Origin of the sequence: Chelativorans sp. Marseille-P2723 (assembly GCF_902809845.1) — a bacterium.
Lineage (GTDB): Bacteria > Pseudomonadota > Alphaproteobacteria > Rhizobiales > Rhizobiaceae > Chelativorans.
In genome coordinates, this window is sequence record NZ_CADDWI010000008.1 from 641,926 (window position 1) to 658,728 (window position 16,803).

Annotated in this window: 15 protein-coding genes; 3 read left to right on the top strand and 12 right to left on the bottom strand. The window is 59.4% G+C overall.

What is annotated here, in order from left to right; translation table 11 throughout:
- Positions 1-39 precede the first annotated feature (39 nt).
- The 9 genes from HUS57_RS04870 to HUS57_RS04910 form a co-directional block, all read right to left on the bottom strand.
- A complete protein-coding gene (locus HUS57_RS04870) occupies positions 40-510 on the bottom strand; it encodes a YbaK/EbsC family protein (protein WP_173931773.1) in 471 nt (156 codons plus the stop codon).
- 16 nt (positions 511-526) lie between these two features.
- The gene (locus HUS57_RS04875) at positions 527-1,339 is read right to left on the bottom strand and encodes an MBL fold metallo-hydrolase (RefSeq protein WP_173931774.1); all 813 of its coding nucleotides are present in this window, start codon (positions 1,337-1,339) and stop codon (positions 527-529) included.
- Between the two features lie 2 nt (positions 1,340-1,341).
- A complete protein-coding gene (locus HUS57_RS04880; protein WP_173932285.1) occupies positions 1,342-2,136 on the bottom strand; it encodes a TatD family hydrolase in 795 nt (264 codons plus the stop codon).
- Entirely contained in the window at positions 2,136-3,692 is a 1,557-nt protein-coding gene (gene metG, locus HUS57_RS04885; protein WP_173931775.1) for a methionine--tRNA ligase, read from the bottom strand. The genes HUS57_RS04880 and metG overlap by 1 nt, the downstream gene beginning before the upstream one ends.
- Positions 3,693-3,765: 73 nt before the next feature.
- Positions 3,766-4,827: a DNA polymerase III subunit delta' gene (locus HUS57_RS04890; RefSeq protein WP_173931776.1), complete on the bottom strand. Its 1,062-nt coding sequence runs from the start codon at positions 4,825-4,827 to the stop codon at positions 3,766-3,768.
- Complete coding sequence (tmk, locus tag HUS57_RS04895) at positions 4,820-5,494, bottom strand: dTMP kinase (protein ID WP_173931777.1); 675 nt, start codon at positions 5,492-5,494, stop codon at positions 4,820-4,822. Before tmk ends, HUS57_RS04890 begins: the two co-directional genes overlap by 8 nt.
- 161 nt (positions 5,495-5,655) lie before the next feature.
- A complete protein-coding gene (locus HUS57_RS04900; RefSeq protein WP_246727738.1) occupies positions 5,656-6,873 on the bottom strand; it encodes a D-alanyl-D-alanine carboxypeptidase family protein in 1,218 nt (405 codons plus the stop codon).
- A 36-nt stretch (positions 6,874-6,909) separates the two neighbouring features.
- Positions 6,910-8,106, bottom strand: coding sequence for a septal ring lytic transglycosylase RlpA family protein (locus tag HUS57_RS18080; protein WP_173931778.1), 1,197 nt, complete (start codon positions 8,104-8,106; stop codon positions 6,910-6,912).
- A gap of 279 nt (positions 8,107-8,385) precedes the next feature.
- Complete coding sequence (locus tag HUS57_RS04910; RefSeq protein ID WP_173931779.1) at positions 8,386-8,688, bottom strand: Dabb family protein; 303 nt, start codon at positions 8,686-8,688, stop codon at positions 8,386-8,388.
- 276 nt (positions 8,689-8,964) lie between these two features.
- Between HUS57_RS04910 and bmt the strand changes: the two genes are divergently transcribed.
- On the top strand, positions 8,965-9,981 hold the full coding sequence (gene bmt / locus HUS57_RS04915) for a betaine--homocysteine S-methyltransferase (protein ID WP_173931780.1): 1,017 nt from the start codon (positions 8,965-8,967) through the stop codon (positions 9,979-9,981).
- A 21-nt stretch (positions 9,982-10,002) separates the two neighbouring features.
- On the opposite strand, the gene HUS57_RS04920 is transcribed toward bmt, so the two are convergent.
- Positions 10,003-10,833 carry an aldo/keto reductase gene (locus HUS57_RS04920; RefSeq protein WP_173931781.1) on the bottom strand — a complete coding sequence of 277 codons (831 nt, stop codon included), beginning with the start codon at positions 10,831-10,833 and terminating at the stop codon, positions 10,003-10,005.
- A gap of 161 nt (positions 10,834-10,994) precedes the next feature.
- On the opposite strand from HUS57_RS04920, the gene HUS57_RS04925 reads away from it, so the two are divergent.
- Both HUS57_RS04925 and HUS57_RS04930 read left to right on the top strand, forming a co-directional pair.
- Positions 10,995-11,984 carry a heparan-alpha-glucosaminide N-acetyltransferase gene (locus HUS57_RS04925; RefSeq protein WP_246727739.1) on the top strand — a complete coding sequence of 330 codons (990 nt, stop codon included), beginning with the start codon at positions 10,995-10,997 and terminating at the stop codon, positions 11,982-11,984.
- Positions 11,981-12,460 carry an isoprenylcysteine carboxylmethyltransferase family protein gene (locus HUS57_RS04930; RefSeq protein ID WP_173931782.1) on the top strand — a complete coding sequence of 160 codons (480 nt, stop codon included), beginning with the start codon at positions 11,981-11,983 and terminating at the stop codon, positions 12,458-12,460. The genes HUS57_RS04925 and HUS57_RS04930 overlap by 4 nt, the downstream gene beginning before the upstream one ends.
- Positions 12,461-12,550: 90 nt before the next feature.
- Here HUS57_RS04930 and HUS57_RS04935 read toward each other — a convergent pair whose 3' ends face one another.
- Together HUS57_RS04935 and dnaE are read right to left on the bottom strand one after the other, a co-directional pair.
- Complete coding sequence (locus HUS57_RS04935; protein ID WP_173931783.1) at positions 12,551-12,937, bottom strand: MerR family DNA-binding transcriptional regulator; 387 nt, start codon at positions 12,935-12,937, stop codon at positions 12,551-12,553.
- Positions 12,938-13,117: 180 nt separating this feature from the next.
- The gene (gene dnaE / locus HUS57_RS04940; RefSeq protein ID WP_173931784.1) at positions 13,118-16,636 is read right to left on the bottom strand and encodes a DNA polymerase III subunit alpha; all 3,519 of its coding nucleotides are present in this window, start codon (positions 16,634-16,636) and stop codon (positions 13,118-13,120) included.
- Positions 16,637-16,803 lie beyond the last annotated feature (167 nt).

Here is a 16,803-nt window from a genome sequence, read left to right on the forward strand (position 1 = left end):
CCAATTTATCTGCTTGAATGGCCATGGCTGCCTGCATGCTCAAACCACGATGTCAGCGACCTGTGCCCGGGCCGCCTCGATTAACGCGTCGGGCGCAGCAGCAAATACCGCGTCATGCGCACCGGCCGCAGCCCAGACGCGATCGAAGCGAAGCAAGGTCTCGTCAGCAAAGCGGCGAACCGTTTCGGGGTGACCTAAGGGCGAGACACCTCCGATCGCAAAGCCGGTCTCTTCCCGCACCTTCCTCGGATCAGCTCGCTCCAGCTCCTCGCCAGCAAGACCTGCGGCCTTGTTCGGATCAAGCATATGGCTGCCGGAGACGAGAAACAGGTAAAGGTGGCCTGACTCCTTTCCTGCAAAGACCAGCGATTTGACGATCTGGTCAACGTCGCAGCCGCACTGGCAGGCCGCCTCCTCCGCCGTTCGCGTCGATTCCCCCATCCGCCTGATCTCGATTGAAAGCCCTGCCATCGCAGCCGCGCGGGCGACTCGCTCGACGCTTTTTGACATCAAGTTCCCTTACGTTTCAGCCTGTTGCACTAATTTCTTCAAGAATCATACCATCATATGCAGGTTCAACGTGGCTCGGCGTCTCTTGACGTACAGTCTCATAATCAAGCGGAGTATGCATATGCGTCAGCACGGCCCGCCGGGGTTCGAGCCGCTCAATCCATTGCAGCGCTTCTCCCAGTGAAAAGTGGCTCGGATGCGGATGGTATTGCAACGCATCTATGACGAGAACTTTAAGCCCCGAAAGGAGGGGCACCGTTTCCTCCGGGAAATCGCTCACGTCAGGGCAATAGGCGATGTCCTCCACCCGCAGCCCAAGCGAGTGCATATCGCCGTGGATTTGGAGCAGCGGCGTGAAGCTGAGCGGCCCCCCCTCACCCGTAATCGTGAACTTCCCGCGGATGATGTGCGGCAACAGGATCGGCGGATAGCTGCTGCCGGGCGGGGTTTCAAAACAATAGCCAAACCCTTCACGCAGGCGCGCCATGGTCCGTTCGTCCGCATAGATGTCCATCATCCGGCGCTGCGCCAGAACATAGCCGCGCAGATCGTCGACGCCATGGATATGATCGGCATGTGGATGCGTATAGACCACTGCGTCAAGGCTCGTCACCTTCGCACGGATCATCTGCTCGCGGAAATCGGGCCCCGTGTCGATGGCAACACGTGTGACACGTCCATCAGGCTTGATGCGCTCCACCATCGCCGCGGCGCGTGAGCGGCGGTTTCTCGGATTGCAGGGATCGCAGGCGCCCCAATCGCCGGTTATTCGGGGCACTCCCGGAGAGGAGCCACAGCCTAGAATAGTAAGACGGATCCGGTCAGCCAAGTTCAGGCGCCTTCTTCCGTAGGGCGGGGTACCTTGCCGAACAGGCGAAAGAAATTTCCTGTCGTCAATGCGGCCGTTTCTTCCAGAGGGAGGCCGATTATTTCTGCAAGGACCTTGGCCGTCTGGACCACGAAAGCAGGTTCGTTGCGCTTGCCACGATTAGGAACAGGGGCCAGAAATGGCGCATCGGTTTCCACCAGCAACCGGTCGCGCGGCACGTTGCGCGCAATTTCCCTCAAAGCTTCCGATTTCTTGAAGGTCAGGATACCGGAAAAGGAGATGTAGCCGCCCAGTTCTACTCCTGTATGGGCCAGGGCCGGGCCTGAGGAGAAGCAATGCAGGATAAAGGGAAAAGCGCCCTTCCCCGTCTCTTCCCGCAAAATTGCGGCAATGTCGTCATCCGCATTCCGGGCATGGATGACGAGCGGCAGGCCAGTGCGACGCGCCGCCTCGATGTGGGTCCGGAAGCCCTTTGCCTGGATGTCCCGCGGTGCCTTGTCGTAGAAGTAATCAAGGCCGGCCTCCCCGATGCCGATCACCTTGGGATGCTCAGCCAGGCTAACGAGATCATCGGCGGTGACGTCCGTTTCCTCACCGGCGTTATGCGGGTGAGTCCCGATTGTGCAATAGACGCTGTCGTACTTCTCGGCGAGGGCGTTCAATGCCTCAAACCGCTTCACCCGGGTTGAGATCGTAACCATCAGCGCAACGCCGGCTGCCGCAGCACGAGCCACGATCTCATCTCGATCCGTCTCAAAATCTGGAAAATCCAGATGGCAGTGGGCATCGACCAGCATCATCCGCCCTGCCCCACTGCCTCTTCCACATATCGCGGAAAGACCGGCTGCGGGGGAGGCAGTGGCGTACCCGGTTCCAGCGCAGCGTCGTCGGAAATATGAGCAAACGTCCGCCGCTCAGTGGCCACTGCCAAAAGATCAAGCAACTTCTCAGCCGAACCTGGCATATAGGGCTGGCAGAGGATGGCAATGCGGCGCAGCGTTTCGGCCGTGGTGTAGAGCACTGTTTCCATGCGTTTTGGGTCGGTCTTCCTCAGGGCCCAGGGCTCCTGGCTGGCGAAGTAGCGGTTTGCCTCTGCCACTACCTCGAAGATGGTTGCAAGTGCTGTGTGGATCGCCTGGCGTTCCATGGCGTCGCGTGCGCCACCGAGAGCGCCTGCCGCTTGGGTCAGCAGTGCTCTATCCTCGTCCGAAAGCGTGCCTTGCGCAGGCACCTTGCCGTCGCAGTTCTTGGCGATCATCGAGAGGGAGCGCTGCGCCAGGTTGCCCAGATCGTTGGCGAGATCGGCGTTGGTCCGGTTCACGATGGCTTCGTGACTGTAGCTGCCATCCTGCCCGAACGGCACCTCGCGCAGAAAGAAATAGCGCACCTGGTCGAGGCCGTAATGGTCCACCAGCGCAAACGGATCAATGACGTTACCAACCGACTTCGACATCTTCTCTCCGCGGTTGAACAGGAAGCCGTGGCTGAAGATACGCTTCGGCAAGGCAATGCCCGCGGACATAAGAAAGGCCGGCCAGTAGATGGCATGGAAGCGCGTGATGTCCTTGCCAATGACATGCACGTCGGCGGGCCAGTAGCGCCAGCGTACAGCGTCCGTATCCGGATAACCCATGGCAGTGATGTAGTTGGTGAGCGCGTCAACCCACACATACATCACATGCCGCTCGTCTCCCGGCACCGCAACGCCCCAATCAAAGGTCGTGCGGGAAATGGAAAGGTCGCGCAGGCCCTGACGGACAAAGCTCACGATCTCGTTGCGCCTTTCGGTGGGGCCGATAAAATCGGGATTCTCCTCATAGTGCCTGAGCAGGCGTTCCTGATAGGCCGAGAGGCGGAAGAAATAACTCTCTTCCTCCACCCATTCGACGGGCGTGCCTTGTGGGCCGTATCGCACAGCGTCTTCGCCAACAGTCGTCTCTTCCTCGCCATAATAGGCTTCATCGCGCACCGAGTACCAGCCCGAGTAGCTGCCCAGATAAATATCGCCCTTTTCAGCCATTGCCTTCCAAATTGCTTGGGAAGCAATGTGATGGCGCTCTTCCGTGGTGCGGATGAAGTCGTCGTTCGAGGCGTTCAGAGCCTCTGCCATGCGCTGGAATTGCGGCGTGTTGCGATCAGCCAATTGGCGTGCGGAAATCCCTTCCTTGCGCGCCGTCTGCAGCATCTTGACCCCGTGTTCGTCTGTTCCGGTAAGGAACATCACGTCCTTGCCGTCATGGCGCTGGAAACGCGCTAGCGCGTCGGTGGCGATCAGCTCATAGGCGTGGCCGATATGGGGCGCCCCATTGGGGTAGGATATGGCCGTAGTGATATAAAAGGTTTCGCGCGTCATTGGCTCGGTGCTCAAAAAAGGCATTCGTCCGCGCCCAGATAGCGCATCGCGACCGGGAATGCCATGCTGCAAACTAACCAGTCAGAGTTTGCGCCGCTTCGTGCAGACGCGCTGTCATGGCCATGACGTGCTGCCTGCGGTCGAGGTTGAATATCTCGGTTTGCCGAATGGTTTCTGCCGTTTTTTCCCATAGCGAAGCAAGTTGGGCCGCCTGTTCCAGCGCGCCAGCCCTGCCCAATTCGGAAGCATGCAAGAGAATATGCTCCTGAACGGCGCGATTGAAGAGTTCGAACTGTATCTGACGCTCGCGTCCCGCAGCCGCGTCGGCCAGCCTTGCAGCCTCCATCACGTCGAATTTCTTGCCCGATATGATGCGATCTAGCGCTAAGGCGATTTCCAGTCCGCCAAACTGCGTCATCAGTATCGCTTCACGCACGCTACCCTTTGCCTGTTCCGTCAACAGGCGGCGTTCCTTTTCCGTTTCCGGCAACTGAGCGCCTAGACTTACCAGCAACCGTCCCAGAAGATCTGACGGCAGCGGCTCAAGCTTCAGGACCTGGCAGCGTGACCGTATAGTTGGCAAAAGGCGTCCAGGCGCGTGCGCCACAAGCATGAACAAAGTGCGCGGCGGCGGTTCCTCCAAGTTCTTGAGGAGCGCATTAGCGGCGCTGAGATTCATATCTTCCGCCGGATCGATGATGACGACGCGGTAGCCGCCATCGGCCGGCGTCAGGCTGAGAAAGCGTGAAACCCGGCGGATCTCGTCGACGGTGATAACCGTCCTGAACTTCTTGGCGCGTTCGTCGAACGGGCGCGTTAGATGCAAAAGGCCTGGATGGGCACCCTGCGCGGCGAGGCGGAAAGCGGGGGACGCAACATCGACCTTTGCCAATTCCGCCGGCGCAAGCCTGTGATCAGGATATGTGAAGAGGTGATGCGCCATATGAAAGGCAAGCGTCGCCTTGCCTATACCCCTCCTCCCTGCCAGAAGGAGCGCATGGTGCAGCTTTCCCGAGTGATAGGCTCGCGCCAGCATGTCGCGTACCCCTTCATGCCCCACCAGCAATGGATTCTCGGCAGGTTCGGGTATATCCGGCAGCGAATCGTGCTGTTCGGGCGCGGTCCGCTCAAACATCCTCCTTCTCCGCCGTTTTGCCTCTAGTTGGCTCTTTCGCGATGAGCGCCCGTACCGCTTCTTCCACTGCTTCGGCGACCTCTTCGGCCGGAGGATGAGCACTGATTACGATGCAGCGCTCCGGTTCCCTCTCTGCTATGTCAAGGAAAGCCTGCCGGCGGAGGCGGTGCACTGCCAAGTCTTCTTTCTCGAACCGATCGACCGTCCCGCCGCCGCGCCTTTCCGTCGCGCGGCGCAAGCCCTCTTCCGGATCGATATCGAGGATGATTGTCAGGTCTGGCATCATCTCTCCGACAGTTACCTGCTCCAGTACCCCCATGAACTCCTCATCCAGATCGCCCGTAATACCCTGATAGACACGAGACGAATCGACAAAGCGATCACACAGAACCAAGGCCCCCCGGCTCAGCGCTGGCTCGATCACTTGTTCGATATGATCGGTACGAGCGGCTGCGAACAGAATCGCTTCCATGGCAAGGCCGAACTTCTCGGCAGCACCGGAAAGAAGAACGTGGCGGATCGCTTCCCCACCGGGCGAGCCACCTGGCTCGCGCGTCTCCACAACCTCATGGCCCTCCGCCCGCAAACGTCCGGCAAGGCGGCGGATCTGGGTCGTTTTGCCGGCACCCTCGCCACCCTCGAACGTTATGAATACTCCGCGCCGCAAGGCTTCTCCTGTCCGGTCCTGGTGATCTGCGGGCTTTTCATAATCGCTCCAGCTAGAATGGCCAACTCATGTCGTTGCGATTGGCGCGCCGGAAGGCACGATGCGAATGCAACAGCTTACCGCATCCTTTATGCATCCTGAAGGATGGTGAACCCAAGAACTTATCGCAGCCAGCCGACGAGCAGTTCCCACACGGCACCCTGGGCTCTTTGCCGTAAACTCCCCCGATCGACCGTTTCGGCGGCATAGAGAGGCGCCTGATGGCTGCGTGTATCGCCCACGCGCAATTCCAGCCTGGCTATCTGGCTCCCTTCCTCGATTGGGGCTGGCACCGGGCCTTCATAGATAATACGTCCGGAAATGCTACCTTCTTCGGTGGGCACCAGCGCCGTAAGCTCCGCATCGGTACGCAGCGTTACCTTTTCCCGCTCGCCTCCATAGACCTGCGCCTCACCAACTATTTCGTTTGCGGCAAAGATCTGGCGCTTCTCGAAGGCAGTCATGCCCCAGTCGAGGAGCCTGCTCGCCTCCTCCTCCCGCTCCTCCTCACTTTCCATCCCCGCGAGCGTGACGAAAAGCCGCCTGCCCCCGCGCGCCGCCGAAGCAACGATGGAATAGCCTGATTCTTCTGTGAAGCCTGTCTTCAACCCATCAGCCCCGATATTGCGCGTCAGGAGAGGATTGCGGTTCCGCTGGAAGATATTGTTCCACTCGAATGCGGGTTGCGAAAAATAACGATAATAGCTGGGATAGGTTTGCCACAGATGCTGCGCCAGTTGTGTCAGTTCGCGCGCGGTCACCCATTGCCCCTCCGCGGGAAGCCCGGTCGAATTGACGAAAGTGGAGGCTGTCAGGCCAAGCTCCCGCGCCCTCTCAGTCATCATCCGAGCAAAATTTTCCTCCGAGCCCGCCATTCCTTGAGCAATGACGATGCAACCATCGTTGGCCGATTGCACGATGATGCCCTGGATCAAAGCTTCAACAGGAACGGAGGAATTCACAGCAGCAAACATTGTGGCGGTGCGTGAGGGGGCTCCCCCTGTCCGCCAGGCATATTCACTTACCGGAAATGTCTGATCGAGAGAGAGATGGCCGTTCTTCAGCGCTTGGAAAACCAGTTCGATCGTCATCAGCTTGGCGAGCGAGGCGGGAGGAAAAAGCTGATCGGGTGCTTTGGAAAAAAGCACGGTGCCCGTTTCGGCATCGATCATGTAGGCGCTCGAAGCCTTCGTTTCGAAGAGTTCCGAGCGGCCGGGAACAACAAATATCAGGAGGGCAAGCAGCACCAGTGCGAGATTAGCGATCCGAGCGAGGACGGATGCTGCAATCTTCTGCGCATTCATGGAGCGAAGGTCGCAGGTGACGTCGTCAACGACCATGGTGACCAACCGTTACGGCCGTCGTGCCGGACATTTCTAATCGCGGATGAAGAAAGCGTCCGTGGCTCCAGCGGACCAAGCCACACGCAAGACCCGGTCCGGCTCTGCCCTTCCATCAAGGTGAAGGGTTGCGACGTAAAGCGGTCCGCCACGCGTGTCGTCTTCCTGCACCACCGGAGTTCCGAGATCCGCAAGCTTTTGTGCAAAGCGTTCGGCGTCGTTCCGAGACGACCAGGTTCCGAGAAGAATTTTCGCGGGGTTACCAAGGCCGTGTGACATGCCACCGGCATCTTCTCCATCGCCTGTCTGCCCGATAATGGACTCGAAAACGCGCCCCGCCCCGCTGGAGTTCCCCACAGCATAGGAAAGGAGGGCAACCTCGGTCACATCCGCAGGAACTGCGTCTGCAGGCCGGTCCGGTACAATTGGCCCGATCGCGGGCAGCCCCGAGAAACCATCGCTTGGCTGAATTGCAAATGCGGAAGCAGTGCTTAACACAGGCTGCTTCGGCGTCGGCCCGGACATAGCTACCATCACGCCGGTTGGAAGCCCGTCCGAAGGATCCGGCGCAGCTCCGCTCGGGCGGTAAGAGGCTAGGAGAAAGCCGTCATCCTCCCCATGCAGAGGTGCCGGGCCGACATATTCGACACGGACGTTTGCGACGCCTGCATGCTTGTAGCCCAGCAGCTCTGCCGCACGCTTCGAAAGGTCGATGACACGATTGCGGACAAAGGGACCGCGGTCGTTAACACGTACAAGGACCGAACTGCCATTCTGCATGTTGGTCACGCGCGCATAACTGGGTAGCGGCATGGTCGGATGCGCTGCCGTCAGATGCGTCATGTCGTAGACTTCGCCATTTGCGGTCAGCCTGCCGTGGAAAGCGTCGCCATACCAGGAGGCCGCGCCCTCGGCGACATAATCCGGATCAACCTTGGGCTTGTACCACTGCCCCTTGATCTTATAGGGCTTTCCCACCTGATAGCGCCCACCTCCGCGACGTAAGCCGGAGGAATTGAATGCCACACGTGGGCTCGTCTTCACGCCATATTCGGACTCGGCGAAATATTCGCTCGTCGCCGGAGCAAGCCCAGCCTTTGGCGCAGGAGCATTACACCCCGTCACGATAGCGGCTAGACCAGCAGAAATGACAGCAACGCGTGAGCGCCGCCCGCCCCTTTCAGCCTCATCCCCCTTCTTCGTGTCTTTCGATGCGTATCCCCTTGCAGTCACGGGCTGGTCCCTTGATTATCCCTCAATTGAATAAAACACTCGGACAACTGCATCAAAAGGTGCAGCCACCTTACCCATGCGCATCGAATTCTTATCAGAATGTAAACGCTATGTGGCCAGATATGGGCATTAATATGCACTGAATATGACCTGATAAAGTCACATTTAGTGTAGGGTTATGACAGCGTGAGGCGGCGAAAGCCGACCCTGGAGCCGAAAGGCAGCAACGCGAGTGCGAACGTTTGTCAGAATCTGCACTCCAGAAGTTGGACGCGAGCCTTACTTCGGCCCTCCCGCTTCGGAGAGAAAATCGGCAGCGATACGCATCTCACGGAGCGGACGCACCTTCGCAATGGTCTCCTCGTAGATGGGGTGCGCCTTGTAGGCTTCGAGCGCCGCCTCGTCCCGGAACTCGCCATAAACCACCACGTCTACCTCTCCAGAGAGTTTGTCCACTCGACGATTGAGCGCGACTTCAAAATATTCCGAGTGGGGGATGCGTCCGAGCGCCCCCAGTTCGTCAGCAATCCGCTGGACATTTTCCTTATCCCGCGCGCTGAAGAAAACAATGTGCCGAATCATAGGCAGCCTCCATATTTGCTTCCTGGGCAAACTTGCGCTCGGGTAGCAATTGTCAATCATACAAGACGTCACGCCCGATCCTGGCCGGACGGGTACTGTCCCGAACAGTCATAGCAGAAGCTCAAGCTAGTGCGCGACTGACAACGAGCGCCTTGCATATCACCGAGGTTAGGCGATCTTGCTGTATCGCAAAGCAGAGGCTTCACGCCATTGACCGGATATAAGGAGTTCCTTATATCGTTATGACCCTCCCCAAGACGATGAAGTGGACGCCCCATGCAGAATCCCATCGATGCGCTGATCGCGGAAAAAGGCATCTTGCTCGCTGACGGCGCCACGGGCACGAATCTCTTCGCCATGGGCTTGCAATCGGGCGAGGCACCGGAACTTTGGAATGAGGATGCATCGCAGAAGGTCGAGGCCCTGCATCAGGGTTTTGTCGACGCCGGGGCGGATATCATTCTGACGAACTCCTTCGGCGGCACGCGCCATCGGCTGAAGTTGCATCATGCCGAAGACCGTGTTTTCGAACTCAACAGGAAGGCGGCAGAGATTGCCCGCCGTGTTGCCGATCGCGCCGGGCATCGCGTCATTGTCGCAGGGTCCGTGGGTCCAACCGGCGAGCTCTTGCAGCCGCTTGGCGCGCTCGCCTTTGACGAGGCAGTGGATGCCTTTGCCGAACAGATCGAAGGATTGAAGGCCGGTGGGGCAGAGGTCGCATGGATCGAAACGATGTCTTCCCCGGAAGAGATCCGCGCGGCGGCCGAGGCGGCGATCCGGGTCGGAATACCCTACACCTATACCGGCTCCTTCGATACGGCCGGCCGCACCATGATGGGGCTCGCACCGAAAGACATCCACTCCGTTGGAGAGGCACTTCCTTCAAAGCCAGTCGCCGTGGGGGCAAATTGCGGTGTCGGAGCGCCGGATATCCTGGCCGCTCTACTAGACATGACCGAAGCCCGGCCTGAGGCGACCGTGATTGTGAAGGGCAATTGCGGAATTCCGGAGTTCCGCGGCTCGGAAATCCACTATTCCGGCACGCCGGAGCTCATGGCGGAATATGTACGCCTTGCTGTCGATAGCGGGGCGAAGATCATCGGCGGATGTTGCGGCACGTCCTTTGAGCATCTGGCCGCCATGCGGAAAGCGCTCGATGGGCATGAAAAGAGTGTCCGCCCCACGATCGAGGTGATCGAAGCGCGTGTCGGCCCCATGCGTAACAAGCAGGCCGCCCAGAGCGGTGCCGATAGTGCTGCCCCGGGTCGCCGCGAAAGGCGCCGCACACGCTAATCCGGCGCTTCCCCGCAAGCCTCAGGGCTCATCCCATTGCGGCGAGAAATCATAGTCGCAAATCCGCCTTCCCTCGCTGCGCAGGCTGCCGATGACTTCCATCTCGTCATCGTCGAGCATGAAATCAAAAACGTCGATATTCTCAGCGAGCCGCTCCTTGCGGCTGGTGCGAGGAATGGCAGCGACATTCTCCTGCTGGATATGCCAGCGCAGCACTATTTGTCCCGGCGTCTTGCCATGGCGAACAGCAGCGGCCCGGATCGGCTCTTCCTCAAGAAGCGAGCCGCCACGATGCAGAGGGCAATAAGCTACCATCGCCATGCCATACATGCGGCAAGCCTCATGAATCTTTCTCTGATCAAGGTAGGGGTGCGACTCCACCTGGTTGGCGACAAGAGGCACCGGTGATACCCGCACCGCCTCGGCAAGAAGACTCGTCGGAAAATTGGCTACACCGATATGCCGTGTCAGTCCGCGTTCGCGAAGCCGGCTGAGCGCATCCATTGTCTCGTGAAGTGGAAACTCTGGATTAGGCCAATGGACGAGGAGAAGGTCAACATAATCAAGACGGAGCCGTTGGAGGCTACTTTCGGCAGAGCGGAGCAGATCGGAGGCTGAAAGATTTGTCCACCAGACCTTCGTCGTGACAAAAACTTCCGAGCGCTCAACGCGGGAGTTACGAATCGCCTCTCCTATCTCCGCCTCGTTCTCATAGGATGCGGCCGTGTCGATATGCCTGTATCCGATATCGATGCCATGGCGGACCAGATCAACACAGGCGTCGCCGCGTAGTGTCCAAGTTCCAAGCCCGATTACCGGGATATCTGCGCCATTCACATGCAACGTCTTCATGAATCCTCCTCTCGTCTGCAGTGCGGCAGGCAGAAATCCATGCCAGTTCGGCCGCCCCGGGCACGGCGCCCATTGACCCAAGTGGAAAATACGCGCTTTCGTCTGATCATCAACCCGCGTGCATGGCTGCCTGGCCATCTTGACGCCCGCAGGAGAAGCATGTGCAGGCACGAAGATTATCCCGCATAGAACTCATTGACGCTGCGCGTGGCGCCGCGCTCGTAGCGATGGCCATCTATCATTTCACCTGGGACCTTGGATTTTTTGGCTATATAGAGCCCACGATCCCCGTGACGGGCGGCTGGAGGATCTTTGCGCGCTGCATTGCATCCTCGTTCCTTTTCCTCGTCGGCGTCAGCCTCTTCCTGGCTCATGGCCATGGTATCCGATGGCGCTCCTTTGGGAAACGGCTCGCCATGATCGCCGGTGCGGCCTTGGCGATTACTGTCGTCACCTATTACGCCACGCCCGACGCCTTCATCTTTTTTGGCATCCTGCACCACATCGCACTGGCAAGCATTCTTGGCCTTGCGGTCATGCGGCTGCCGGTATTTGCCCTTGTGATCCTGGCGGGTGCGGTGATTGCAGCCTCCCGATTCATCCAGGCTTCCCTTCTTGACCAGCCGCTCTTCTGGTGGACCGGGCTTTCCCGCAACGTACCGCCGAGCAACGATTACATCCCAATTTTTCCCTGGTTCGGCATGGTGCTTCTAGGTATCGCTGCGGCAAAATGGGCCGCGTCGACCGGCATACTTGCACGCCTGGCGAGCGTTCGACCTCACACGCTTCCGCTCCTTGCAGCGGCGGGCAGGCATAGCCTGTTGTTTTACCTGCTGCACCAGCCCGTACTGATTGCGCTCCTCTGGACATTCGCGCAGGTGCTTCCGCCCGCCACGCCCGACCGTACGGCGATATTCTTGGACGCTTGCACCGAACGTTGCTCGGCCAGCCGTGAGGAACGCTTCTGCCGGACCTATTGTGCCTGCGTAGTAGATGCGGCCGCTGCAGACGACAGGGTAGAGGCCCTTTTCTCTCCTCGGCCTGATGCTGCTACCCAGGAATGGCTGGAAGAGGTTGTCTTTCGCTGTAGCCTGGAGAACAATGGCCGGGATGGCGAAATCTCGCCTTCGGCCGCCGGGAGAGGCTTATGAGTAAACCGCTGGACCAGGTGCCAAGCCGCGTTGCGTGGCCAACCATCATCTATCTGGCAGCAATCATAGGCGCCATAATTCTGAGCTATGCAGTCCCCCTTCCCTGGTTTGGTGCGCCTCTTTCACACATCCTCTTCGCGGCCGGTTGGATTCTGGCAGCGGCCGCTATGCTGTTGTGGGTCGGTTCGCTAAGGGCGTTGCGTCGTGCCAAGACGACCATCATGCCAACGAAAGGAGCCAGCCACCTTGTTACGTCGGGCCCCTATGCCTTCAGCCGCAATCCAATCTATCTTGGCAATACCGTGATGATGCTTGCGATCGGGATGATCGCCGGCCAGCCCTGGTTCTTCCTTTTCGGCCTCATTGCTGGATTTACAACACAGAAGCTCGCAATTGAGCCGGAGGAGCGGCACCTTGCCTTGCGCTTCGGCAAGAAATATCGTGACTACCAGAAGAGGGTGCGGCGCTGGTTCTGATGACCTAGGTCTTTGCTCCTCATAGTTCCGGCCGGAAAACCCGTATCCGCTTTTCCTTGAATTGCACCAGGACCGTGGCCGGGCAGCGAATTACGTCTTCACGCCAAGTTCCGCCAGCCGTTCCACACAAGCTTCTTCAGCCCGGTCAAGTTCGTGGAGCGTATCCTCAAGATCCCGCCTCTTCTGCCGCAGCGTCTGACGTTTTTCGTCAATTTTCTCGATGAGCAGATGGAGCTGGCCGACCTCTCCCGGCGGAGTCTTGTAGATCTGGATGATCTCGCGGATCTCGCTGATGGAAAAGCCTAGGCGCCGGCCGCGCAGGATCTGGCGCACCAGATGCCTGTCTGACGGGCGATAAAGCCTGGTACGCCCTCGGCGCACAGGATGAATCAGCCCTTCGTCTTCATAGAAACGCAGTGTTCGGGTCGAGACGCCAAATTCGCGTGTGAGTTCGGTGATCGTGTAGTAGTCGCGCATAGCTTGCCCGCAATCCTCGCGAGAAAGAGTGCCATTTGCTTTACGTAAAAGTCAATTCTGACACAGGAAGGAGGCTGATCAGCGATTCCTTGGGCAGGACCGGCGGGTGCCATTTCATTGCTCCCAACTCTCTTCTGGCACATGCGGAACTAGGCGGCGGTTGAAAAATGTGTCGAGCGCCTAAACCAGTTCCACCTCAACGACCCCTGGCACGGCACGCATGGCAGCTGCGATCTGGGGTGAGATGCGGTAGCGTTCCGGCAACCCGATCTCGATCTCGCCTTTGCCCCCTTCCCTGATGACGATGAAGCTCACCTGCCCCTCTCCCTGCTTCACCAGTTGGGAGGAAAGGGCGGGAACAGGCGCGGCGTCCCGAAGATAGACGCGCAGGGCCTTCTGGGCGCGGCTCGCCTCCTCTTCCAGCGACTGCACGCTCTGGATGCGAAGGTTAACCCCCTCAGGCCTGTCCTCTGCGGACACCATGATCACGACGGACATTCCCGGCTCCAGAAGATCGCGGTACTGCTGAAGCAATTCCGAAAAGAGGACCGCTTCGTACTGACCGGATGCATCGGAGAGCTGGACGATCCCCATCTTGTTGCCGGTGCGCGTGCGCCGCTCCTGCTTGGCTGTCACCGTGCCAGCCAACCGCCCGGCAGAGGCGCCCCGCTTGACGGCGGCCTGGAATTCCACCCAGTTCTGGACGCGCATCTTTTCCAGCGTCTGCCGGTAATCGTCGAGCGGATGGGCGGAAAGATAGCAACCGACCACCTGGAACTCGCGATGCAGCTTCTCGGCCGGCAACCATGATTCGCCGGCCGGCAAGTGCAGCTTTTGAGGCTCCAGCGCCGCGGAACCGAAGATGTCGCCCTGCCCCATGGCCGCATCTTCGGCCGCGCGGGACGCCATGCCCATGAGCCGGTCGACGCCGGCGAAGAGCGCGGCCCTGTCATGGCCGAAACAGTCAAGCGCACCGGCCTGGATCAGGCTTTCCAGCACCCGTTTTCCGACGATCTTTGGGTCGACACGGGCGCAAAAGTCTTCCAGGCTTGTGAATGGCTTTTCCTTCCGTCGCTCCACGATGTGCTCCACCGCGGCATCGCCTACGCCCTTGATGGCGGCGAGCGAGTAATAAATGCGGTTTTCGCCCACCTCGAAATCGCGATAGCTTGTCATGACCGATGGCGAAACCACCTCGATCCCGAGACGGATGGCGTCGCGCCGGAAGTCATTGAGCTTGTCCGTATTGGCCATGTCGTACGTCATGGAGGCGGCCAGAAATTCCACCGGATAATGCGCCTTCAGATAAGCCGTCTGGTAGGAGACGATGGCATAGGCGGCGGCGTGCGACTTGTTGAAGCCATAATCGGCGAACTTCGCCAGCAGGTCGAAGATGAAATCGGCCTGTGCCTTCTCAAGACCCCGCTCGACGGCACCCTCGACGAAGCGCACGCGCTGCTTGTCCATCTCGGCGCGGATCTTCTTGCCCATGGCGCGGCGGAGCAGATCGGCCTCGCCCAGCGTATAGCCTGAGAGCTCTTGGGCGATCTGCATCACCTGCTCCTGATAGACGATGACGCCTTGCGTCTCCTTCACCAAGTGGTCGATCTTCGGGTGGATGGAGGCGATCTCCTCCTCGCCGTGTTTGCGGGCGTTGTAGGTGGGGATATTCTCCATGGGGCCGGGCCGGTAGAGCGCCACCAGAGCAATGATATCCTCGATGCGGTCAGGCTTCATGCCGATCAGCGCCTTGCGCATGCCTGCACTTTCCACCTGGAACACGCCGACCGTCTCGCCGCGCGACAACATCGCGTAGGTTTCGGGGTCGTCGAGCGGGATTTTCGACAGGTCGATCTCGATTCCGCGCCGGCGGATGAGCTTCACCGCCTTATCGAGCACGGTGAGCGTCTTGAGGCCCAGGAAGTCGAACTTCACCAGGCCCGCCGGCTCCACCCATTTCATGTTGAACTGCGTGACCGGCATGTCGGAACGCGGGTCGCGGTACATCGGTACCAGATTATAGAGCGGTCTGTCGCCGATAACGATGCCCGCGGCGTGCGTCGAGGCATGGCGATAGAGACCTTCCAGCTTCTGTGCGATTTCGAGCAACGTGCCGACAATGGGTTCCTTCTCTACCTCCTCGGCGAAGCGCGGCTCATCCTCAACGGCCTTATGGAGCGGCGTGGGATTGGCCGGGTTGGAGGGAACCATCTTGCAGAGCCGGTCGACCTGCCCGTAGGGCATTTGCAACACGCGGCCCACGTCGCGCAGCACGGCGCGCGCCTGCAACGTTCCGAAGGTGATGATCTGGCCGACCTGATCGCGTCCGTATTTATCCTGGACGTAGCGGATCACCTCTTCGCGTCGGTCCTGGCAGAAATCGATGTCGAAGTCCGGCATCGAAACGCGATCGGGATTGAGGAAGCGCTCGAAAAGCAGCGAGAACCGCAGCGGGTCGACATCGGTGATGGTGAGCGCATAAGCGACCAACGAGCCCGCGCCCGATCCGCGGCCAGGTCCGACCGGTATTTCATGCGCCTTGGCCCACTTGATGAAGTCCGACACGATAAGGAAGTATCCGGGGAACTTCATCCTTTCGATAATGCCAAGCTCGTATTCCAGCCTCTCGACATACTCCTCGCGGCTGTGGCCTTCGGCGAGCCCCTGCGTGGAAAGCCGCCATTCGAGACCCTCGCGCGCCTGGCGGCGCAACTCTTCCGCCTCCGCCTTCTCGGCTGCTTCGGCATCTTCGGCATTGCCGCCGGTGAAGCGGGGAAGAATGGGTGCGCGGGTCTTTGGAAAATAAGAGCATCGCTGCGCGATCTCGACCGTATTGTCGATGGCCTCCGGCAGATCCGCGAAGAGAGCGGCCATCTCCGCTTGCGACTTCAGATAATTGTCGGGCGTGAGCCTGCGGCGGTCGTCCACGGCAATCACCGTGCCCTCGGCAATGGCGATCAGCGCGTCGTGCGCCTCGAAATCATCGCGGGTCAGGAAGAAGGCCTCATTGGTGGCGACCAGCGGCAGATCGTGCCGATAGGCAAGATTGACGGTCGCTGCCTCCAGCCCGCGATCATAACCCGCAAGTCGCTCCAGTTCGACGTAAAGACGGTCGCCGAAGGTCTCCTTGAGAAACAGAAGGCGCGCCTCGGCAACTTCGGTCTGGTCGGCCTTGAGGGCCGCTCCTAAAGGCCCGCGGGGGCCTCCCGTTAGACAGATGATGCCTTCTTGGTGCAAGGCAAGCCAATCCGCGGGCACATGAACGGCTGCGCCGGCCTCGTTCTCAAGGTATGCGCGGCTGACCAGCCGCACGAGATTCTGGTAGCCGCCTTCCGTCGCCGCAATGAGAACAAGCGGGTCATATTCGCTCGTCCGTCTGCGCACATTCCCCTGCCGCCCTTCGGCAAAAGCATCGTTGAAGCTGATGCCGATCTGGCAGCCGATGACGGGCTGTACGCCATCCTTCACAGCCTTTTGCGCAAATTCAAGCGCGCCGAAAAGGTTATTCGTGTCAGTAATGGCGATCGCCGGCGCCTCGTCCTTAACGGCATGATTGATGATCTTGCCAAGCGGCAGCGCACCTTCAAGAAGCGAATAGGCAGAATGCACACGCAGATGAATGAAGTGCCTCTCCGGACGTGCCTGGAGCCGCAGAACTTCGGCCATCAGGGGATCCCGCGATCGCCTTTCGCTCGTCATCGATTCGTTCTCTCAGTCGGATTTGTTACCCGCGCTCATTCTTTCGGATCGTTTAGCTAAGGTCGAGTCCTCCCTGGGGAAGGCCACATGGGATTTTCTGCCGCGCCGGGCACCGGTTCCTCGATCCATCATCCCTTTCCCTCAAGGCAATATTCTTCTAAGCCATG